This window comes from Caldicoprobacter faecalis (assembly GCF_900115765.1).
GTDB classification, from domain to species: Bacteria; Bacillota; Clostridia; order Caldicoprobacterales; family Caldicoprobacteraceae; genus Caldicoprobacter; species Caldicoprobacter oshimai.
In genome coordinates, this window is sequence record NZ_FOXR01000022.1 from 1 (window position 1) to 21430 (window position 21430).

Here is a 21430-nt window from a genome sequence, read left to right on the forward strand (position 1 = left end):
CGAGTTTTAGTGGTTGTAAGTGATGATTTCCCAGGTATTATCGAGACCGTCAAAGCTGTATATCCATATGCTGATCATCAGCTCTGTTTTGTACATCTTCAAAGAAATATCCGCAAATATATGACCAAAGCTGACGCCACAGAATTTAATAAAGAACTCGATAAAATAAGGTTTGCTTCTTCTTTCGATGAAGCTATTCAAAAATTTTATGACCTTTGCAGTAAATTTAAGAGTAAATATAGCCGATACATGAACCTTCTTATGGAGAAAGCAGAACATTATATGGTTTTTACCAAATACCCCGAATCCTTGAGAAAGCATATTTATACTACCAACAGTGTAGAGAGTATCAATAGCCTGATTGAAAAAATTCGGATAAGGTCGGGTGGTTACTTCAACTCTGTTGAAGTATTGGAAATCAACATATATTTACAGAGGGAGAACTTAAGGCGAACAAAATGGAAAAAAGCGGTACCAATGATAAATGCTTACATTTATGAAATACAACAAATTTTCCAGTTACGTTACTTTAATCAGACACAAAATTCTTGACAACTCTCGACTAACCGCTTGTATTAAGATTTGTGGCTTTAGCTTCTTTTTTAGATACTCCTTCCCATATGAGGTCAGATTCTTCAGTAAGTGAAAACGGTCACTTATTTGTAAAGCCCCCGGATGTGCATCTGCAATTGCATTATTATAGGTGACAGACCCGTCTCTCGATACCACATGAAGATTTGGGTATGTTTTTAGCCACTTGCAGACAGCTATTACATTCTCCTTATCAACAACAGGTATTTCTTTTTTTTAAGAGGTTGCAGATAGTACTTTTACCAACATCCGCAACATTCTCCCTCAGAGTTTTAGACGCCGCAACAGAACTGCAATTTAATGACAGGCGTACAATTTCATCCTCAAGGCGTTGTGTTTTCTTCGCCTTATCGGAAATGAAATCAAATCTTTCTGCAAAAGTAGTATGATTACAGTCAGGATTATTACAAAACATCTTTCTATTACGCATAATAATAAATACCTTATTACCTTGTATTGGAAGATCCTGAAAGGTTCTGCTATATGTGGAATGTGTTTTGGATGATGGCCAACCGCAGAATGGACATATTACTTCTTTACGGTTGGAAGCTACTGTTATATAGCATCTGCCATTAATTATTTCATGACAAATGTAGTCTAGATTTTGATCTAACTGCTTAATAAACTCATCCATAAAATGACCTCTTTTCTTTTGTTTAATACTTTTTCATTATACCATACTTTTATATTAAATCAACTAACTCTGGAAAGAACCAATTATACACCGGCAGTGACAATCTGACTGGTCGTTTTATGTTCTTGGTATTGTTACACAAATGCTTATGGGAAGCATAACTTTTTCATATGGACGATGAAAGCTGGAAAGGAATACATATATTGTAGTCAGTATTGCATCCGTAGCGTATGTAGTTGAGCTGTGTTGGCTTATTGGAAGCTATCGCATTCCCATTATAACATAGCGACATGAACTTGTGGTTGAAACGTATTAGCCTAATGGAATTGATAAAAAACCATCATTGTATTTGATTAACGCTGCATCATCAGGTTGTATGTAAGTATGGCAAATATAAACACGCAGTACTAGCAATCAAATGGAAAGATTTGTAATAATTTTAATTATGATTTGGAGAGGAGTGAAATCCCTTGTGCGGGATTGTTGGCTGGATAGACTGGGAGAATGATTTAAGGCGACAGACCGCGATACTGAAAAATATGATGGATACCCTCGTAAATCGGGGCCCCGATGCATCTGGAATGAGGGTATCCCAGCACGTAGCTTTGGGGCACAGAAGGCTTATTGTAGTGGACCCTGAAGGCGGTGGGCAACCCATGGAACGCAGGGTAGGGGGCAAAAGCTTTGTTATAGTTTACAACGGGGAGCTATACAATACAAAGGAGTTAAGGGATCAGCTCAAGGAGCGCGGATATGAGTTTCAATCCTATTCAGATACTGAGACTCTTTTAGTTTCTTATATAGAATGGGGGCCTGAATGCGTAAAGCGCTTAAATGGGATATTTGCTTTTGGCATCTGGGATGAAATGAATGAATGCCTGTTTTTAGCGCGGGACAGGTTCGGCGTTAAACCCCTTTTTTATGTAAAGAAGGATAATGCCTTATTTTTTGGTTCCGAGATAAAGGCCTTATTGGCCCATCCTGATGTACAGCCGTGCGTTGATGAAGAAGGCCTGGCTGAGATCTTTGCCTTGGGCCCGACTCGAACGCCTGGCCATGGCGTATTTCGCGGTATAAAAGAATTAAAGCCGGGCTGCTGTATGCTATATACACGGCGGGGTACTAATGTGTGGCGGTACTGGGTTTTGGAAAGCTTACCCCATACCGATGACGTTGATACCACAGCGGTCAAAGTGCGCTATCTGTTACAGGATGCTGTGGAGCGGCAGCTGATAGCAGATGTGCCGGTATGCACATTGCTGTCAGGGGGCTTGGATTCCAGTGCTTTAACGGCTTTTGCGGCAGAGTCGTATGATAAAAAAGGGATGGGACCTTTGCATACATTTTCCATTGAATATGAAGGAAACGAAAGTTTTTTTAGGCCCAACCAGTTTCAGCCGGAATCGGATGAACGGTGGGTACGGCTGGTTTCCGAGTTTTTAGGGACGTGTCATCGCACTGTCAAAGTTGACACCCGTCAGCTGGTGGATGCTTTGGCAGCGGCTGTCCGTGCCCGCGACTTGCCCGGAATGGCCGATATAGATTCTTCGCTGTATCTGCTGTTTCGAGAGGTTAAAAGGCATGCCACTGTAGCGCTGTCGGGTGAGTGTGCTGATGAAATATTTGGTGGTTATCCCTGGTTTCATAGGCAGGACCTGCTTCAAAGCGCCACTTTCCCGTGGTCCAGATCTCTGGATAAGCGGTTGTCCGTGCTCTCTGAAGAACTGCGTTCAAGAATAGATTTTAAAGGATACGTAGCCGAACGGTATAGAAGTACACTGGCCGAGGTACCCTATCTTGACGGGGAGGATTGGCTGGAGAAGCGAAGGAGAGAAATGTTTTATCTTAACATAACGTGGTTTATGTCCCAGCTTCTGGAAAGAAAGGACAGGATGAGCATGGCCAATGGGCTTGAAGTGCGGGTGCCTTTTTGCGATCACAGATTGGTGGAATATGTATGGAACATTCCCTGGGAGATGAAGACCTGGGGACAGCGCGAAAAAGGGATCCTGCGTAAAGCGCTGGAGGGAGTACTGCCAAAACCTGTACTGAACCGGAAGAAGAATCCCTATCCTAAAACGTATAACCCATCATATACGCAAGCGGTGGTGTGTGAGCTTAACAGGATAATAAGTTGTCCTTCGTCGCCCCTTGTGCAGTTGATAGATGTTGCTGCTGTGAAGGCTTTGCTCGAAGAAGTAATGAGCAGTCAAGACAGTACTCCGTGGTTTGGCCAGCTTATGACGGGGCCTCAATTTTGTGCATATTTGATTCAAGTTGACATGTGGCTCAGGCAATACGGCATCAATGTAGTTTCTGATATGGCTTATGGAATGCACGAAGAATATAATCCTGCCTTATGTTTTGAATAAAAACCGTGAATTTTACTGGTATCCTCAAAAGAAATATAATTAACACTGGAAATGCAAATGAAAATCTGTTGTTTGGAGGGTTATGTGAATGGTTAAGGCTGTTGTAGGTGCCAATTGGGGCGATGAAGGGAAAGGTAAGATTACCGATATGTTGGCGGCAGAGTCGGATATAGTGGTCAGGTTTCAGGGAGGGAGCAATGCGGGGCATACAATAATAAATAGTTACGGGAAGTTTGCTCTGCATATGCTGCCCTCGGGAGTGTTTTATCAGCATGTAACTAATGTGTTGGGACCGGGCGTTGCTCTCAATATAGAGGTGCTTATAAAAGAATTGAAAGCTTTGGAAGAGAAAGGGGTGCCACGGCCCAACATTCTCATATCTGATCGCGCTGAGGTGGTAATGCCGTGGCATATACTGCTGGACAGATATGAAGAAGAGAGGCTGGGCAGCAGGCAGTTTGGCTCTACCAAATCAGGTATTGCGCCGTTTTATTCGGACAAGTACTACAAGGTTGGAATACAGGTGTGTGACCTCTATTATCCTACCGTATTGAAGGAAAAAATAGATTCTATACTGGAAGTTAAGAATTTATGGCTCAAAACCCTTTACAATGCTCCTCCTATAGATGGGCAAAGAGTTTATAATGATTTTTTGAGGCTGGGCAAAGAGATAGAGCATATGGTGTCTGATACCACTGCTTTTTTGCACAAGTCAATTAAAGAGGGCAAGAGGATTTTGTTGGAGGGGCAGCTGGGTGCGCTGAGGGACCCCGACCACGGGATTTATCCCTTTACCACATCCTCGTCTCCGTTGGCCGGCTTTGCTGCCGTGGGTGCAGGTATTCCACCTTATGAGATAAACGAAATTATAGCCGTCGTCAAGGCCTATTCCACATGTGTCGGAGCAGGTCCCTTTGTATCCGAGATATTCGGAGGAGAGGCGGCAAATCTTCGCGAGAGGGGCGGTGACGCCGGAGAATATGGGGCTACAACCGGTCGCCCTCGAAGGATGGGATGGTTTGATGCGGTTGCAACAAGGTATGGCTGCAGGGTGCAGGGTGCGACCTGTGTGGCACTGACGCTGCTGGATGTGCTGGGATATTTCGATGAGATACCTGTATGCGTTGCTTACGACATCGAAGGAGATATCACGCAGGACTTTCCTGTTACGCCCTTGCTTTTGAAAGCTAAACCTGTATATAAGATGTTTCCTGGCTGGAGATGTGATATAAGCAAGGTCAGGAAGTACAGTGACCTTCCGGATAATGCTAAAAGATACGTGGAGTTTATAGAGGAGTTCATAGGCATTCCAATGCTTTAAAACAAGTTAAGATGATATCAAATGGCCCGAAGAGGGAAGACATAATATTGAGGTAGATACCTTGAAGGAGCTATGCGTCTTATACACAAGCAAGCTCATGGATATGGCGTTGTTGGCTGGAAATTTACAGATGCTTTTATAAAAAGAAGATTTAAAGAGGATTTTTTGAAATAGTGTAGAAATTTATATGTACTATGGTATTTTTTTAAAAGCATCGGAGGAGGAGTAAAAGTGAATATCTATATAATGGTGGATGCTGAGGGTATAAGCGGCATTTTTGATTCCGAACAGGTGATGGCATCTGGCAGCCGGTACAGTGAAGGACGAGAGCTGATGGTACGGGACATAAATGCATGCGTTGAGGCCTGCAAGGAGGCAGGGGCGAAAAAAGTCTATGTCAGGGATTGCCATGCAAATGGGACAAATGTCATATGGAGCAAGCTCTCGAGCCTTGCAGATTATTATATAGTTGGTTACACCGGTCAAGATCGCTTTCCAGGGCTGGATGAATGCGATGGTGTAATTCTATTGGGATATCACTCTATGGCCGGGACTTCCGGTGGTATACTCGAGCATACCATGAGTTCGGCTTCTATACAAAACTATTGGGTCAACGGCCAGAAGGTGGGGGAGATTGCCATTGATGCTGCTATCGTGGGAGAACGCGGCAAGCCTGTCATAATGGTTTCGGGGGATGACAAGGCTTGCCGTGAAGCCGAGGCGTTTTTGCCGGGAGTGGTCACTGCCGAAGTGAAAAAGGGTATCACTTGGAAAGGCGGGATGTTGTTGCCGCCAGAGAAAGCCTATGTTCTCATCAAACAAAAAACAAAAGAGGCAATTTTGAAATTGCCTCATCTGAAGCCATTCGTCTTTGAAAAGCCAATAAGATTGCGGGTTGAGCTTACAGAAAGAGGTATCCTGCCGCCACAGTATTCAAAACCGTATATGAAGATCATCGATGGCAGGACATATGAGGTTGAGGGGTCTACCATGGAAGAGGCGCTGTTTAGGCTTTAGCCCTCTAATTTTTTTATCAGCAGTTCGTTTATAAGTTGCGGGTTGGCCTTGCCTTTGGTGGCTTTCATGGCCTGTCCCACTAGGAAACCGATTGCCTTTTTCTTACCCTTTTTGTAGTCGGCTACTGAATTCGGATTTTCCTGGATCACCCTTTCGACTACTTCGAGAAGGACCGATTCATCGTTTAAAACCTCAAGGCCCTGCTCCTTGACTATTGTCTCGGGGTCTTTGCCGGTGTCAAACATCTCTTCAAAGACTTTTTTGGCTGTAGGGCCGTTTATTACTCCCTTGTCTATCAAGGCCACCAGCTTGGCCAGATATGCTGGTGGGAATGGGATTTCGGCTATTTCCATGTTCTTTTCCCTCAGTATTCGCAGCATATCTCCCATGACCCAGTTGCTGACTGCTTTGACGTTGGTGCTTGCCTTTGCTGCTTCTTCGAAAAAGTCGGACAGCTCCTTTGAAGATGTTAAGACCCCTGCATCGTATTCTGGTAAACCGTACTCCGATATATACCTCTGCTTTCTGGCGTCGGGAAGCTCGGGCAGTTCATTTTTTAATCTTTCAATGAGCTCTTTTTTAATTATCAAGGGAGGCAGGTCGGGTTCGGGGAAATACCTGTAATCCTGCGCGTCTTCCTTGCTTCTCATGGGATAGCTTTCTCCCTTGGCATCATCCCAGCGCCTGGTTTCCCTGTGGATCACTCCACCGGATTTTATGACTTCTATTTGGCGGGCAACTTCGGCCTCTATAGCCCTGTATACAGCCCGGAAGGAGTTCAAGTTTTTCATCTCTGTCCTCTCGCCCAGCTGTTTGGAACCTTTAGGGCGAACAGAGATGTTGACGTCGGCGCGGAGGGAACCTTCCTCCATCTTGCAGTCAGAAACCCCTATGAACTGCAGTATGGCTTTGAGCTTCTCAAGGTAGGCCTTTGCTTCTGCTGCCGAGGATATATCGGGTTCGCTCACTATTTCAATGAGCGGCACCCCTGTACGGTTGTAATCCACAAAGGAATAGTTGCCGTATTCGCTGTGTACCAGCTTGCCGGCATCTTCCTCTATGTGGATTCTGTTTATGCGTATTTTCTTTTTCCCGTTTTCGGTCTCGATTTCAACGTACCCGTCCTTGCACAGCGGCAGGTCGTACTGGGATATCTGATACCCCTTTGGCAGGTCGGGGTAAAAGTAATTCTTTCGGTCCTGCTTGGTAAAAAGGGATATTGTGCAGTTTGTGGCCAGTCCGGCTTTTATTGCATATTCAACTGCCTTCTTGTTTAAAACCGGCAGCGTTCCCGGCATGCCAAGGCAAATGGGGCAACAGTGGGTGTTTGGCTGGCCACCAAATTCGGTGGTACATGAGCAGAATATCTTTGATTTGGTGGATAGCTCAGCATGTACTTCCAATCCGATTACCGCTTCGTATTCCATCGGTTTCACCTCTATCATTGTTTTGTCCAATTTTGGTTAGAATTTAATTTTACTCGTTTAAACTGGGCCTCGCTTTGTGAAAATCCGTGTTCTGCTCAAATGTATAAGCCGCTCTTATAATGGTTGTCTCGTCAAATCGCTTTCCGATGATTTGAAGCCCTATGGGCAGGGACTTGCTGTCAAACCCGCAGGGGATTGAAATGGCAGGAAGCCCGGCGATGTTGACGGGGACCGTGAATATATCTTCCATATACATTTGAACAGGGTCGTTGATCTTTTCGCCTATCCTGTATGCTGTTGTGGGGGATACCGGTCCTATGATGATGTCGTACTCCTCAAAAGCCTTATTGAACTCACGGGTTATGATAGTTCTTGCTTTGAGGGCCTTTTTGTAGTATGCGTCATAGTATCCCGAACTCAATACATATGTGCCCAGGAGTATCCGCCGTTTTACCTCGGTGCCAAATCCCTCGCTCCTTGACCGCATGCAAAAGTCCAGCATGTCTTTGGGGTTGGCAGCCCTGTAGCCAAATTTTACGCCATCGTATCTAGCAAGGTTGAAGCTGGCTTCAGCAAGGGCTATTATGTAGTATGTAGGCACCACATACTCCATAATGGGGATTGAGATCTCTTCGCATCGCGCACCCAGGTCTGAGAACACTTTGACGGCGTTGAGCACAGCATCCCTTATATCCTTTTGTACGCTGTCATCGATAAATTCACGGGGCACGCCGATCTTCATTCCTTTAACATCATTGATCAGCGCTTTTGTGTAGTCGGGGTGTTGCCTTCTTGAGGAGGTTAAATCCATCGGGTCATGGCCTGCTATCGCGTTCAAAACCAGCGCACAGTCGGTTACCGTTTTGGTCAAAGGTCCGATCTGGTCAAAGGAAGACGCATAGGCTACAAGGCCGAACCTCGAAACCAGGCCGTAAGTCGGCTTTAAACCGACGCAGCCGCAAAATGAGGCAGGCTGCCTTATGGAACCACCGGTGTCCGACCCAAGAGCGTATATGGCTTCCCCTGCGGCTACTGCGGCCGCCGATCCACCGCTTGATCCGCCCGGTACCCTTTCGGTATCCCACGGGTTTTTGGTCTTTTTAAAGTGGGAGCTTTCTGTAGAGCTTCCCATGGCAAACTCGTCCATGTTCAGCTTGCCAAGCAACACTGCCCCGTTGTCGTAAAGCTTTTTAACCACATGGGCATCGTAAGGTGGTACAAAATTGCTCAGCATTTTGGAAGCGCAGGTGGTGGGTATGCCCCTGGTACATATATTGTCTTTAATGCCCATGGGTATGCCCGCCAAGGGAGAGTTTAAAGTGCCATCGTCTATCATCTTTTGGACCTTTTCGGCCTGTTCCATGGCCTGCTTTTCAGTGACGGTTATATAGCACTCAAGCTTTGAGTCCAGGCTCTCTATTCTGTCTAGCATGTATCTCGTCAGTTCAGGTACGCTGATCTCTCTTTTGCTTATCAGGTCATGCAGCTGGCTTATGGTGTATTCATGAAGCTTCACGAACTTCCCTCCGTTCTCTTAAACGTTGGATGTTATGTTGTTTTTGGTAAAAGTTGTAAATAAAGCTTTTTGTTGTTATTTTTAATATGCTAATTTTCTGAGACCGTATCTTGCCCGTAAAAGAGAAAAAACGGCACTAAAGGATAGACGGATTGGCTTTTGGAGCCTCGTTTTTACCATGATGCAATTCCAGAGTTATTCAACCACCCGTGGCACAGTGAAGTATTCTGAACCTTCCTCTTCTTCGGGGTGCAGCAAATCCTCCCTATCGTATGATTTGCCGACGATGTCGTCCCGCAGAGCGCCCTCAAATACGTCTTCATCCATGACAAGGAATTCCATGGCATCTATGTTGGATGTATCCAGCTCTTTTAACTTGTCAAAATAAGAGATAATTTTGCTTATGTCTGCCACCATGCTGTTTTTTTCGTTTTCATCAAGCTGCAGCCTTGCCAGCATTGCGATGTACTCGATTATTTCTTTTGTTATTGTCATAACAATTTACCTCCAATATCAAAAAATCAACAGAAAAACACCACATATACGAAGATAAACCTTTTGTTTTTCGGTTTCAAGAATTATTTTTTTAAAATTTTTAGGATTTTATTTTAGAAATACTTATAATAGCATTAAGTTGTGCTTATGGAAGTGTACAAGGACATAAATTTGGGTTAGAAGTCAGCCTTCGGTTGCAGGTTCTCTGGTAGATTTAAAGGTCTTTCTATAATCCGATGGGGATAGCGATGTGATGCTCTTGAATGTCCTTCCAAAGTGTGCCACGCTTCCAAACCCCACTCTTTGAGCGACTTCTATGATTTTCATGTCGGTGCCTTGAAGCAGCTTTTGTGCCTCCTTTACCCTTATGAGGTTTAAATATTCTACAAAATTGAAACCCGTTACCCGTTTAAAAAGCCTGCTTAAATAATACGGGCTTATATAAAATGTTTTGGAAAGCGTTGTGAGGCTTAGCTCTTGGCTGTAATGCCCGTTTATATACTGAACGATTTCCGAAATCTTCTGGTGTAGGGGATCGGATGCCTCTATCGTCTCTGCCAGAGATTTCCTTTTTTGTCCCCTTAAGCGGACGAGCAATACCAGCAGCTCAAGAAGATAGGCCCTAAGGCAGATGTTGTATCCCGGCGCCTTTGCTTGTTCCTCCTGCAGCATCTTGTTTAGCAGGTGTTCTACCATTATCTGTTCATAGGGTTCAAGCCTGATGACCGGGCTGTTCATGTCAAAGGCCTGCAGGAGCAGGGCTCTTTCCTTGGAAGACACGGCATTTAAGGCTTCGTCGGTAAAATCCACCAGCAGCCTTTCATGGTCGGGGATCGAGCTATCGATGGTCCTGTGTACCACATTCTTATATATGAGAACTATATCGCCTTTTTTTATGGCGTAAATCCTGTCCTGGATGAAATAGTTCCTCTCGCCGTTTAGCAGATAGTATATCTCATAATGTTCGTGGTAATGCTGAACGGGCATGGTGAAGTGCCCCCGCCTCTTTGAATGGGTGACTTTTACCAAAAATGGAGCGCTCTTCACCTTGTGTGTGCTGTATCCTGTCATCTTCCCTTCACTCTCCTCCTCAATTAAATATTAACTCAAATTTGCCGATTGATAAAGCAAAATATGAAGTGTTTTTAGCGATTTAAGCAAAAAATAAGCAGAAATTATAAAAATATTGCTCTATAATAGACGCAAAAAGAGATTTAAATCCGATAGGGAGGTAGTCAAAAATGACTAGAAGAAAGAGATATGCCATGGTAGGCATAGGCGGGAGAGCCAGGCTGTATTATGGAGCCATTGCCAGCACCTTTAAGGATACATGCGAGCTCGTCGGTTTCTGCGATATCAACAGGGTGCGCATGGATTATGCCAACAAGGTTTTGCAGGAGGAATATGGCGCAAAGCCTGTGAACACTTATACGCCGGATCAATTCGATGATATGATCAGAAATGAGAAGCCCGATGTGGTCATCGTCACCTCCATAGATCGCACTCATCATATTTATATCATTCGCGCCATGGAGCTGGGATGCGACGTAATAACCGAGAAGCCCATGACCATAGACGAGGTGAAATGCCAGGCCATCTTGGATGCCGTAAAGAAGACCGGGAGGAATTTGAGGGTCACCTTTAACTATCGCTATGCACCTCACAATACCAAGATAAAGGAGCTCATAATGAATGGGACCATCGGCGATGTGCTGTCTGTGCACTTTGAGTGGTTGCTGGATATCCACCATGGCGCCGACTACTTCAGGCGTTGGCACAGGGATAAGCGCAATAGCGGCGGGCTGCTTGTACACAAGGCGACCCATCACTTTGACCTGGTCAACTTCTGGCTGAACACCCAGCCCAAGACGGTATTCAGCATGGGGGACCTCATGTTCTATGGGCGTGAAAATGCTGAAAAGCGTGGTATATACAAGTTCTATTACAGGGCATACGGCAGTGAGCTTGCTAAGGATGACCCGTTTGCGATACACTTGGATAAGAATCCTCAGCTTAAAGCCATGTACCTGGATGCTGAGAAGGAAGATGGTTACTTGAGGGACCAGAGCGTATTCGGCGACGGTATAAGCATTGAGGATACCATGGCCGTCATGGTTCGCTACAAGAACAATGCCATCATGACCTATTCGCTGAATGCCTATATGCCATGGGAGGGCTTCAGGGTGGCCTTCAACGGCAACAAAGGCCGTATCCAGGCAACGGTGGTTGAAAGAACGTATATAAACGCAGGAGGCGATGTGACCGAAGAGGGTGCCGTAAGAAAGAAGAGCATCACGGTATTTCCAATGTTTGGTGCACCTTATAACGTGCCTATTGAGGAGAGCGAAGGGGGCCATGGCGGAGCGGATCCCATAATGCTCAACGATTTATTTGGTATCCCCGCTGAAGATCCTTTCAAGAGAGCGGCATCGCACATAGACGGCGCCATGTCCATATTGACGGGCATTGCGGCCAACAAGTCCATAAGGACGGGAATGCCCGTTGACATAGACGACCTGGTCAAGTTTTAATGATTTTTTTCTTTAGTCTTGATAACGATGCTGCCTTTCGGTTTAAAGAGCCAAAGCCGGAAGGCGGCATTTTCTTTTTGGACAAATAAAATTGCATTTAAAAAAGGAATTCTGGGTGTCGATGTCGTATATAAAATAATGGAAGGCGCATTTGATTTGAGAAGGTTGTGATTGAGGTGAAACCTGTTATAATCAGGACGGAAGGCGTAAGCCGCTGTTTCCCTTCTGGCAGGGAAGTGGTGTACGCCTTGAAAAACGTCAGCATTTCTATAGAACCAGGCACTTTGACCATATTAAGAGGACGTTCAGGTTCTGGCAAAACCACCCTCATAAATCTGCTGGGAGCTCTGGATAAACCAAGTAGCGGCAAGATATACTTCAACGGCAATGAGATCACCGGTATGGCGGAATCCAGGCGGGACCTGATACGGCAAAAGGAGATGGGATTTGTCTTTCAGTCAATAGCCCTTATTTCCATGATGTCGGCCTATGAAAATGTGGAGTTTGCTTTGAGGGTAGCGGGGTATGACCCCAAAGAGAGGAAGAAGAGGGCTGAGGAGTGCCTTGCATTTCTGGGGCTTCAAAAGAGGATGCACCACAGGCCCCACGAGTTGTCTGGAGGGGAACAGCAGCGCGTGGCCATCGCAAGGGCTATTGCGCATCGTCCGCGGGTGGTGTTTGCCGATGAGCCCACCGCTGAACTGGATACCCATACTGGCCTGCAGGTGGTAAAAGTTTTCAAAGACCTGGTTGAGAAGGAGGGGTTGACGGTGGTTATGACCACTCACGACCCCAGCATGGTGGAGATAGCTGACAGGGTATTTACGTTAGAGGATGGGGAGATTGTGGATGAGCGATGAAGATGTAAAGTACATGGTGGTGTGCGACAATTTAGTCAAGATATACAAGGTGGCCGACATCGAGGTGGTGGCGCTACAGGGCCTTGACCTGGTGGTGGAAAAGGGCGAGTTTATGGCCATCATCGGGAACAGCGGCAGCGGCAAGTCCACCCTCCTTAACATACTGGGCGGGCTGGACCGCCCCTCTGCGGGTAAGGTATTTGTAGATGGGAAAGATCTACTAAAGCTAACAGATAAGCAATTGGTCAGGTATAAGAGGGAGACTGTGGGGTTTGTATGGCAAAACAATGCCAGGAACTTGATACCTTATTTGACTGCGCTGGAAAACGTGGAGCTCCCAATGCTCTTGACCGGCAGGGCCAGAAGGGAACGGGCATTAGAGCTGCTTGACATGGTAGGATTGTCGCACAGGAAAAAATATAAGTTGGAGCAGCTATCGGGTGGCGAGCAGCAGCGCGTGGCCATCGCCATTGCCCTGGCCAATAACCCCAAGTTGCTTCTGGCGGATGAGCCCACCGGGGCGGTGGATACCAAGACGGCATCCCAGATACTGGACGTGTTCAGGGAAGTAAACAGCGCCCTTGGCGTTACCATAATCATAGTCACTCACGACCGGCAAGTCGCCAGAAAGGTGGATAGGGTGGTGGCTATACGCGATGGCAGGACCAGCAGCGAATTCATTCGAAAGAAGTCCTATGCTGAGGAGCTGGCTGAGCTGAGCAACGATATAGGGACTGTGGGTAGGGATACGCATGAAGAGCTGGCGGTTCTCGACAAGGTCGGGCGGTTGCAGATTCCTCGAGAGTATCTTGAGGCCTTGGGGTTAATAGGGAAAAACAGGGTAAAGGTTGAGCTGGAAGGAGACAGGATCGTCATCATGAAACCGGATCACCCTGCCAGCTCGGGTCACTCTGTTAAAGGTTGAAGCAAAAGTAAACGTCCTAGCTTATGCTGTTAAACGCAATAGCTAGGACGTTTACTTTTCGATAGCTTTTTACTAATTTTTTATAATTTATAGGCATCGACGTATTTCCTTAGCTCCAGGGACAGCTCGCTTAAGGTTTTTGAGTACGATGCGATTTGCTCTATCACGCTTCTCTGCTCGGTGGTGCTGGCCGCCACTTCCTGGCTGGCGGCGGCAGCCTGCTGGGAAACTGCCGAGATATTCTGTATGGCTTCAATCACCTTGTCCTTATCCTCTTCTATGGCTGCTATGGATTGACTTATATTGTTTATGCGGCTTATTATGTTTTCAATGCCCTTCGCAATGGCGTAAAATGCTTCATATGTATTGTCCACCGCTTTTACCTGGTTTTCCATGACGGTCCTTACCGAATCTATTATAACCGACGCTTTATCAGCTTCTTCTATGATGTTTGTCATTATCTCCTCCACCTGTTCAGTGGCTTTTTTGGTGGCGTCGGCCAGCTTTCTGACCTCATCGGCTACAACCGCAAACCCCCGTCCGGCTTCACCTGCCCTTGCCGCTTCTATGGCCGCATTGAGGGCCAGCAGGTTGGTCTGCTCCGCTATGCTGTTGATGGTGCTGACGAATTCACCTATGCTCTTTGATTTTTCGGCCGACGAATTGATGAACTCCAGCACTTTGGCGGCGGCCGTCTGGCTTTGCTCGTTGGAGTCGCGCAGGGTTTTGACCGCTTCAAGCCCCTGTTCATTCAATTCGCGCATATTGTTGGAGTCTTCCACCACTTTATTGGTGTTTTCATATACCACTTGAATTTGCTCTGATAGCCTGGTTATCAGGCTTACCCCTTTTTCGGCCTCTGCGGCTTGTTCGGATGCGCCGTGCGCGATCTCGTTCATGGAGGCGGAGATATCATCGATGGCCTGGTTGACCCTGGTGGTATTGCTGTTTAAAAGATCGGCCGCCTCCACCAACTGTTTGGTGATGTTTTTCAATGAGGACATTATGGATTTGAGGTCGGTTATCATGTTGTTGAAACTGGCTGATACTGCTTGCAGGTCTTCAAACTCCGAGACGTCTACCGTGTAGGACAGGTCCCTGTTTTTTATGCGGTCCATTATGTAGGCTATGGATTCTACTTTTGAATGCATTGCTTTCATCAATATGTACGCTATAAGTTCCAGTACTGCTAATTTTAATATGAACAAGATGAAGATGGTACCTATTCCAATGCTGGGTACGATGAGCTTTTCTATTATGGTGGATATTACTGCAAGTATGGCTGCAAATACGAACGGTTGCTTTACGGCAAATTTCATGATTTTTTGTTTTAACCGTTCCAGGATTTCCATATGCACCCTCCTTTTTGCTGTATTTTTCGACTTGTTTCTTATTATATCACAATATACAAATTGGCAAAATGAAACTTTTTTCCTCTTTTTTGATCTATGAATTACTGCGCGATGAGTTACTCACGATAAATTCATTGACACAACTTGTATAATTGTATACAATTAATGTGATTGTTGTATGTGGCTCTAATTCCAGCAAAGGGGGATTGATAATGGGTAAAAACATAGTGCAGAAGATCATAGAGAGCCATCTGGTATCCGGCAGAATGATACCGGGAGAGGAGATTGCCATTTCTATTGATCAGACTTTGACGCAGGATTCGACAGGTACCATGGCTTATCTCCAGTTTGAGGCTATGGGCGTGCCGCGCGTGAGAACCAAAAAATCGGTGGCTTATATAGATCACAATACCCTTCAGACGGGTTTTGAAAACGCCGATGACCACAAGTACATTCAAACGGTGGCAGCCAAATACGGTATATACTTCTCGAGGCCAGGCAATGGAATCTGTCACCAGGTGCACCTGGAGCGATTCGGGAGGCCGGGCTGGACTCTGCTTGGCTCTGACAGTCACACGCCTACGGCCGGTGGGATCGGCATGCTGGCCATTGGCGCCGGTGGGCTGGATGTGGCGGTGGCCATGGCCGGAGGGCCTTATTACTTCACCATGCCCAAGGTATGCAGGGTCTGGCTCAAGGGGAAGCTTCAGCCGTGGGTAAGTGCCAAAGACATCATCCTCGAGCTTTTAAGGAGGCTCACCGTCAAAGGCGGCGTGGGCAAGATCATGGAGTATGCCGGCGAGGGCGTTGCCACGTTGACGGTGCCCGAGAGGGCCACCATAGCCAATATGGGCGCAGAGCTGGGTGCCACCACATCTATTTTCCCAAGCGATGAGGTGACCAGGGCTTTTATGAGGGCTCAAGGGCGTGAGCATGAATGGATTCCCCTTGAGGCTGACCCTGATGCCCAGTACGATGAGGAGATCGAGATCGATTTGAGCAAGCTGGAGCCTTTGGTAGCGCAGCCGCACAGCCCTGACAACGTGGACACCGTAAGGAATGTAGGGCCCATCAAGGTGGATCAAGTGGCCATTGGAAGCTGTACCAACTCTTCTTACCTTGATTTGATGCGCGTAGCCAAGATATTGAAAGGCAAGACGGTGCATCCCGACGTCAGCTTGGTAATCTCCCCTGGTTCCAAGCAGGTTTATACCATGCTGGCACGCAACGGAGCTCTGGCAGATCTGATAGCGGCCGGTGCGCGCATTCTGGAGTGTGCCTGCGGCCCGTGTATCGGCATGGGCCAGGCGCCGGCTACCAATGCGGTGTCTGTGCGAACCTTCAACCGTAACTTCTATGGGCGCAGCGGAACTCCAAGCGCAAAGGTGTATCTGACCAGCCCTGAGGTGGCGGCGGCTACGGCCTTGACCGGTGTGCTGACTGATCCGCGTACCCTGGGCGAATACCCTGATGTGGAGATGCCAGAGACCTTCGAGATAAACGACAACTGCATCATTCCACCTCCTCCAGAAGGGACGCCGGTGGAGGTAGTTCGCGGTCCCAACATCAAGCCTTTCCCTGTCAATAAAGAGCTTCCCGATACAGTAGAGGGGATAGTGCTGCTTAAGATGGAGGATAATATTACTACGGATCACATTATGCCATCCAATGCCAAGCTGCTCCCTTACCGGTCTAATATTCCTTATTTGGCGGACTATTGCCTCACTCTGGTGGATAAAGATTTTCCGGAGCGTGCCAGGAAAGCAGGCGGCGGTTTCCTGGTGGCCGGCCACAATTACGGGCAGGGATCCAGCAGGGAACATGCAGCCCTGGTACCCTTGTATTTGGGCATAAAAGGTGTAATAGCAAAGTCGTTTGCTAGGATTCACATGGCCAACCTTATAAATTCGGGGATACTGCCTTTGACATTTGTGGATGAAAGGGATTATGATGACATCGACCAAGATGATCGCCTTGTTATCGAAAATGCCATTGAGCAGATAAAACAGGGGAATGTGCTGATTGTCAAGAACATCACCAAGAATAAGGAGATAAAGGTAGGGTTGAATCTGTCGCCTAGACTAAAGGAGGTCATACTGGCGGGAGGTTTACTCAATTACACTCGAAAGAATTCGGGAAAATAAAAAATTATAGAGAGTGAGGTATTATGGACGATTTCGAAGAGAGCAGGGTGGCAAAAGCAAAGAGGTTTGCCAAGATGCAATCGCTTGAGAGATATTCTCTGCATTCATATGTGTTCAATTATATTCGCGATGCCATACTAAATGGCCGCTACAAGCCCGGCGATGCGTTGGTTGAGACCAAGCTAGCCGAGGAGCTGGGGGTGAGCAGAACCCCGATACGCGAAGCCATCCGACAGCTAGAGCTGGAAGGACTGGTCATTTCGATCCCCAACAAGGGGGTCGTGGTAAGCGGGGTTTCGCAGAAGGATATAGATGATATATATACGATACGTTCCATGCTTGAGGGATTGGCCGCCCGGTGGGCAGCCCAGCGTATAGATGAGCAAGCGCTCAAAGAGCTGGAAGAGATCGTGGAGCTCATGGAGTATTATACTAGGAAAAACGATTTTGACCAGCTCACCCAGCTGGATACGCGCTTTCACGGTGTGATATATGATGCCTGTGACAGCAAAGTATTGAAGCATATGCTGGACAATCTGCTCAGATACGTGGAACGGGCCCGGCGTGGTTCTTTAAAGGTGCCCATGCGAGCTCGTCTATCGTTCCATGAGCACAGGAGTATTTTTGAAGCGATCATGAAAAGGGATGCAGCAGAAGCTGAAAGGCTTATGGCCGAGCATATTTCCCGTGCCATTTTAAACCTCCACTCCTTAACGGAACAAAGTGAAGAAGAAAAGGATTGATGAGAAGGTATTCCCGGTTTTGTGGCTTTGAAGCTACCAGGCCGGGAATGCTTTATTTTTGCAGTTTGCTATTGAACTTGCTTGTATTATTTGTTACACTGGTATTGATGGTAATAATTTCGAAATAATGGGATTGGGATGGCTTTGAACGGTGTTTAACCCTTCAGGAGGTGATTTTGTGATGGAAAGAGACAGGCGTAGAGTTTCCGAGGCAGTCATACGGAGGTTGCCCAAATATTACAGGTACCTTATGGAGCTCAAAAAAAATGGCGTGCAAAGGGTGTCGTCCAGCGAATTGGGACAGAAAATGGGACTTACGGCATCGCAGATTAGGCAGGATTTTAACTGTTTTGGAGGGTTTGGGCAACAAGGATACGGTTATAATGTAGCAGAGTTGTGCGAGGAGTTCAAGAAGATACTGGGGTTGGACAGGCAGTACAACATGATAGTGGTGGGTGCCGGGAATTTAGGTCAGGCTCTAGCAAATTACAGCGGCTTTGAAAAAGAGGGCTTTTTTATAAAAGCCATGTTTGATGTCAATCCCCGCTTGATAGGTATGTCCATACGCGGTATCGAGATTTACGATGTGGATAATTTGAGAAGCTATGTGGCAAGCCAGCATATAGATATAGGGGTTATCTGTACCCCCAAGGAGAAGGCGCAGGAAGTGGCTGAACTTCTGGTAAGCTGCGGGATAAAGTATATATGGAATTTTGCTCCAATTGACGTGGTTCTACCCGATGATGTCATAGTTGAAAACGTTCACCTGAGCGATAGCCTTTACATCCTGTGCTATAGAATCAATGCAAAATCGTAACCGACATGCTAGAATGCCATCATGAAGTCAATGATGCGGTAATTGGAGTTGATAATGTGAAAGGCAGGCATGAGATTGAAGGGTTGCCGTTGATATGCGTAAGGGAAGGGATTGAGTGCGGCAGGGTTAGAGATTTGCTGGTTGATTGTTCTGAGGGGAAAGTACACTCCCTCATCATTGAGGATGAGGAATGGTATTTGGGCGCCAAACTATTGCCTTTTGATAAGGTGTTAGGAATGGGACGCCATGCCGTTATCACAGAGACCAGGGAAAATATATTGCCTTTTTCACAGGTTAAGGAAGCTCCTGATTTGATAAGACGAGGGATGGGCCTGATCGGAGCCAGGGTCTACACGCAAAATGGCGAATACATCGGAAATGTGAAAGAATATTACTTTAACGAGGGAGACGGAAGGGTTGTAAAATGTGAGTTGATTAGGGAAAACCAGGAGAGATTTGAGCTGGATGCCGCTCAAATAGTTACCTATGGTAAAGGTATACTCGTTGTTCGCAATGGTGTCAGTGAAACAGCTGCCGATGAAAGCAAGGGACTGCCTCAAGAGGTTTACAAGTCTGCGGGGAACGCAGATGATGAGCAATTCAAGGATAAGGGCTCTTCTTTATTCGAACAAAAGCAAAGGCGATTTCTCATTGGTAAGAAGGTGACTAAACGGATAATAAGCGAGAGCGGAGAATTGTTAGCTGCCGAGGGGGATATAGTGACCGAGGAGCTTATCGATAAGGTAAAAGCGGGAGGAAAGCTTGTTGAGCTTACCATGAATATTGAGGCCGTATGATAAACGGCTATAATTTGGGCTTAACAGTTGTGGGGTAAAACTGTTACGAAAGTTTTAAAAAACTTTACGGTTTTGCTTCAGACTGTTAAGCTTTTATTATTTTATGGCATAACATATTTACTTCTGCTTGAGGTTATTCTACTATATAAATTGTATGAACGTAAAGTGCTGATGGTATAAAAATAAATGGGTAAGCCCCTGTAATGAGCGGAGGTAAGATGAATGCAATCCACTACTCAGTCTAAGCGAGAGGCTGTGCGGAGAAAAGCTGTACAACGAAAGAAAAAAGATGCAATGTACAAAGCGGTATTGATGATGATTTTTACCGTCATTTTTTTAGCGGTTTTGGGGGTAAGCGCTTATGCCTATCATATTTTAAGCAGTGACAGGTTTTATCCTGGAGTGACGGTTGACGGCGTATCCCTGCAAGGGTTGACGTTTGAGGAAGGGCTGAAAGCCATCCGTGACCTTCGCCAACCTGAGCTGGATGCGATGAAGTTAATACTGCGGCATGGAGAGCACCAATGGGAATACAGCTACCGGGACATTGGTGCAAGCTTCAACATAGAGGATGTTGTGAAAGAAGCCTATCAGGTGGGACGGCGGGGCAACATCTTTGAGCGGCTTATGGAGATATATGAAGTTGGTAAGAAAGGGCGACATTTTACCACTGCTTTGACCTATGACGTCTCTCTTCTTAAGGATGAGCTGGAGGCAATTGCTCAGCAGATAAACATCCAGCCTGTAGATGCCCAGATTGAGTTTCATCCTGATAGCAAGCAAAAGTTTACCTTCACGAAAGAGGTCATAGGAAAAGGAATGCTGATTGAACAGGCTATGGCCGATATAAAGGCCAAGGTGGATGCCAGGGACTTTACTCCTTATGAGATTCCGGTTCAAACGCTTTACCCCAAATATACTTTGGAGGAGGTCAAAACCTGGACCAGCAGGATTGCCGTTTATTCCACCAAGTTGAGCGGTACCCCTGAGAGAATTCATAATATAACCCTTTCTTCTAAGAGCTTTGATGGGCTTCGCCTTGACCCAGGGGAAGTGTTCTCATTTAACGAGGCAACAGGTCCCAGGGATAAAGCGCACGGGTATCTGGATGCCCCGGTCATTAAAGAAGGGAAAAAGCTGGTAGACGAGCCAGGGGGAGGCAATTGCCAGACCTCCACCACTTTATACGGCGCTGCTGTACGCGCTGACCTGGAGATAGTGGAACGGTGGCATCATTCATGGCCTTCAGCCTATACAGAAGTAGGTCAGGATGCGACAGTAAACTATCCTAATCTTGACTTAAAGATCAGGAACAACAAGGACACGCCGGTATTTTTCAACAGGTATATCAGTGGTGGGAGGCTTTATGTTGAGGTATACGGCAAGGCGCCCACTGATTACGATAGGATAGAGCTGGTGTCGGTAATATTGGAGCGGACCGAAAAGCCACCTGAAAAGGTGGTACAGGACAATAGCTTGAAGCCCGGCGAAGAGATTATAGAATATGAATCCAGGCCGGGCATCAAGGTGCAGACCTATCGCGTGTATTACAAGGACGGAAAGGAAATCAAGAGGGTCAAAGAGGCATACAGCAACTATCCCAGGATTGTGGGCAAGAAAAGGGTAGGACCACCAAAACCTCCTGAACAGGAGGCTCCTGAAGCTGAACCTCCTGTGGAGGCACAAAAACCGAATGGACAGCCTGCCGGCAGTGGCAGTACGCCGTCAACCCAAAATGGTACCGAAGTTTCTTCAGATGAAATGGTAGATGAGCAACAAGGACAGGGCAGCCAGGGGAACTGAATAATTGCATCTTGATTGGCTTTTTCATGCTTCCGGCGTCAACCGGAAGTTTTTTATTTGAAACATTGTCCTTCATTTTTTGGCC

The 21430-nt window shown here is 46.5% G+C and carries 17 protein-coding genes and 2 pseudogenes; 12 read left to right on the plus strand and 7 right to left on the minus strand.

What is annotated here, in order from left to right; translation table 11 throughout:
• On the plus strand, window positions 1–552 hold a 552-nt coding region (locus BM241_RS08525), incomplete at its 5' end, for a transposase (protein ID WP_143094081.1).
• A gap of 18 nt (window positions 553–570) precedes the next feature.
• Here the strand turns inward: BM241_RS08525 and BM241_RS13300 are convergent.
• Together BM241_RS13300 and BM241_RS13305 are read right to left on the minus strand one after the other, a co-directional pair.
• A pseudogene (locus BM241_RS13300) lies at window positions 571–970 on the minus strand (ISL3-like element ISCsa1 family transposase); the annotation flags it as partial.
• Window positions 971–1003: 33 nt separating this feature from the next.
• Window positions 1004–1225 (minus strand): annotated as a pseudogene (locus BM241_RS13305) (transposase family protein); the annotation flags it as partial.
• A 470-nt stretch (window positions 1226–1695) separates the two neighbouring features.
• On the opposite strand from BM241_RS13305, the gene asnB reads away from it, so the two are divergent.
• From asnB to BM241_RS08550, 3 genes are all read left to right on the plus strand, one after another.
• Window positions 1696–3597, plus strand: a complete 1902-nt coding sequence (gene asnB / locus BM241_RS08540) for an asparagine synthase (glutamine-hydrolyzing) (RefSeq protein WP_092282527.1) — start codon at window positions 1696–1698, stop codon at window positions 3595–3597.
• Window positions 3598–3685: 88 nt separating this feature from the next.
• Window positions 3686–4918, plus strand: coding sequence for an adenylosuccinate synthase (locus tag BM241_RS08545; protein ID WP_092282528.1), 1233 nt, complete (start codon window positions 3686–3688; stop codon window positions 4916–4918).
• A gap of 231 nt (window positions 4919–5149) precedes the next feature.
• Window positions 5150–5935 carry a M55 family metallopeptidase gene (locus tag BM241_RS08550; protein WP_025747768.1) on the plus strand — a complete coding sequence of 262 codons (786 nt, stop codon included), beginning with the start codon at window positions 5150–5152 and terminating at the stop codon, window positions 5933–5935.
• Here the strand turns inward: BM241_RS08550 and gatB are convergent.
• The 4 genes from gatB to BM241_RS08570 all read right to left on the minus strand — a co-directional run bounded on the left by gatB (window position 5932) and on the right by BM241_RS08570 (window position 10444).
• Entirely contained in the window at window positions 5932–7380 is a 1449-nt protein-coding gene (gene gatB, locus BM241_RS08555) for an Asp-tRNA(Asn)/Glu-tRNA(Gln) amidotransferase subunit GatB (protein WP_092282529.1), read from the minus strand. The genes BM241_RS08550 and gatB overlap by 4 nt on opposite strands.
• A 31-nt stretch (window positions 7381–7411) precedes the next feature.
• On the minus strand, window positions 7412–8878 hold the full coding sequence (gatA, locus tag BM241_RS08560) for an Asp-tRNA(Asn)/Glu-tRNA(Gln) amidotransferase subunit GatA (RefSeq protein ID WP_025747766.1): 1467 nt from the start codon (window positions 8876–8878) through the stop codon (window positions 7412–7414).
• Window positions 8879–9073: 195 nt separating this feature from the next.
• Window positions 9074–9373: an Asp-tRNA(Asn)/Glu-tRNA(Gln) amidotransferase subunit GatC gene (gene gatC / locus BM241_RS08565; protein WP_025747765.1), complete on the minus strand. Its 300-nt coding sequence runs from the start codon at window positions 9371–9373 to the stop codon at window positions 9074–9076.
• 183 nt (window positions 9374–9556) lie between these two features.
• Complete coding sequence (locus tag BM241_RS08570) at window positions 9557–10444, minus strand: AraC family transcriptional regulator (protein ID WP_025747764.1); 888 nt, start codon at window positions 10442–10444, stop codon at window positions 9557–9559.
• A 170-nt stretch (window positions 10445–10614) separates the two neighbouring features.
• On the opposite strand from BM241_RS08570, the gene BM241_RS08575 reads away from it, so the two are divergent.
• The 3 genes from BM241_RS08575 (at window position 10615) to BM241_RS08585 (ending at window position 13689) form a co-directional block, all read left to right on the plus strand.
• Window positions 10615–11904, plus strand: a complete 1290-nt coding sequence (locus tag BM241_RS08575; RefSeq protein ID WP_025747763.1) for a Gfo/Idh/MocA family protein — start codon at window positions 10615–10617, stop codon at window positions 11902–11904.
• 176 nt (window positions 11905–12080) lie between these two features.
• Complete coding sequence (locus BM241_RS08580) at window positions 12081–12764, plus strand: ABC transporter ATP-binding protein (RefSeq protein ID WP_025747762.1); 684 nt, start codon at window positions 12081–12083, stop codon at window positions 12762–12764.
• 13 nt (window positions 12765–12777) lie between these two features.
• Window positions 12778–13689: an ATP-binding cassette domain-containing protein gene (locus BM241_RS08585; RefSeq protein ID WP_092282536.1), complete on the plus strand. Its 912-nt coding sequence runs from the start codon at window positions 12778–12780 to the stop codon at window positions 13687–13689.
• Window positions 13690–13769: 80 nt separating this feature from the next.
• Here BM241_RS08585 and BM241_RS08590 read toward each other — a convergent pair whose 3' ends face one another.
• Window positions 13770–15041, minus strand: a complete 1272-nt coding sequence (locus tag BM241_RS08590) for a methyl-accepting chemotaxis protein (RefSeq protein WP_025747760.1) — start codon at window positions 15039–15041, stop codon at window positions 13770–13772.
• Window positions 15042–15253: 212 nt separating this feature from the next.
• Between BM241_RS08590 and BM241_RS08595 the strand changes: the two genes are divergently transcribed.
• The 5 genes from BM241_RS08595 (at window position 15254) to BM241_RS08615 (ending at window position 21345) form a co-directional block, all read left to right on the plus strand.
• Window positions 15254–17185, plus strand: a complete 1932-nt coding sequence (locus tag BM241_RS08595; protein ID WP_025747759.1) for an aconitate hydratase — start codon at window positions 15254–15256, stop codon at window positions 17183–17185.
• Between the two features lie 74 nt (window positions 17186–17259).
• Window positions 17260–17928 (plus strand): GntR family transcriptional regulator, encoded by a 669-nt coding sequence (locus tag BM241_RS08600; RefSeq protein WP_035146935.1) that lies wholly within the window; start codon window positions 17260–17262, stop codon window positions 17926–17928.
• A 181-nt stretch (window positions 17929–18109) separates the two neighbouring features.
• Window positions 18110–18745, plus strand: coding sequence for a redox-sensing transcriptional repressor Rex (locus BM241_RS08605; RefSeq protein ID WP_025747757.1), 636 nt, complete (start codon window positions 18110–18112; stop codon window positions 18743–18745).
• A 56-nt stretch (window positions 18746–18801) separates the two neighbouring features.
• Window positions 18802–19542, plus strand: coding sequence for a PRC-barrel domain-containing protein (locus tag BM241_RS08610; RefSeq protein ID WP_025747756.1), 741 nt, complete (start codon window positions 18802–18804; stop codon window positions 19540–19542).
• A gap of 222 nt (window positions 19543–19764) precedes the next feature.
• Window positions 19765–21345 (plus strand): VanW family protein, encoded by a 1581-nt coding sequence (locus BM241_RS08615; RefSeq protein ID WP_025747755.1) that lies wholly within the window; start codon window positions 19765–19767, stop codon window positions 21343–21345.
• Window positions 21346–21430: the final 85 nt, after the last annotated feature.

What these genes read in the sequence shown, in the direction of transcription:
- BM241_RS08545 (WP_092282528.1), top strand. Translation starts at nt 3,686, where the DNA reads ATGGTTAAGGCTGTTGTAGGTGCCAATTGGGGCGATGAAGGGAAAGGT.
- BM241_RS08575 (WP_025747763.1), top strand. Translation starts at nt 10,615, where the DNA reads ATGACTAGAAGAAAGAGATATGCCATGGTAGGCATAGGCGGGAGAGCC.
- BM241_RS08585 (WP_092282536.1), top strand. Translation starts at nt 12,778, where the DNA reads ATGGTGGTGTGCGACAATTTAGTCAAGATATACAAGGTGGCCGACATC.
- BM241_RS08595 (WP_025747759.1), top strand. Translation starts at nt 15,254, where the DNA reads ATGGGTAAAAACATAGTGCAGAAGATCATAGAGAGCCATCTGGTATCC.
- BM241_RS08605 (WP_025747757.1), top strand. Translation starts at nt 18,110, where the DNA reads ATGGAAAGAGACAGGCGTAGAGTTTCCGAGGCAGTCATACGGAGGTTG.
- BM241_RS08590 (WP_025747760.1), bottom strand. Translation starts at nt 15,041, where the DNA reads ATGGAAATCCTGGAACGGTTAAAACAAAAAATCATGAAATTTGCCGTA.
- BM241_RS08600 (WP_035146935.1), top strand. Translation starts at nt 17,260, where the DNA reads ATGCAATCGCTTGAGAGATATTCTCTGCATTCATATGTGTTCAATTAT.
- gatC (WP_025747765.1), bottom strand. Translation starts at nt 9,373, where the DNA reads ATGACAATAACAAAAGAAATAATCGAGTACATCGCAATGCTGGCAAGG.
- gatB (WP_092282529.1), bottom strand. Translation starts at nt 7,380, where the DNA reads ATGATAGAGGTGAAACCGATGGAATACGAAGCGGTAATCGGATTGGAA.
- BM241_RS08615 (WP_025747755.1), top strand. Translation starts at nt 19,765, where the DNA reads ATGCAATCCACTACTCAGTCTAAGCGAGAGGCTGTGCGGAGAAAAGCT.
- BM241_RS08570 (WP_025747764.1), bottom strand. Translation starts at nt 10,444, where the DNA reads ATGACAGGATACAGCACACACAAGGTGAAGAGCGCTCCATTTTTGGTA.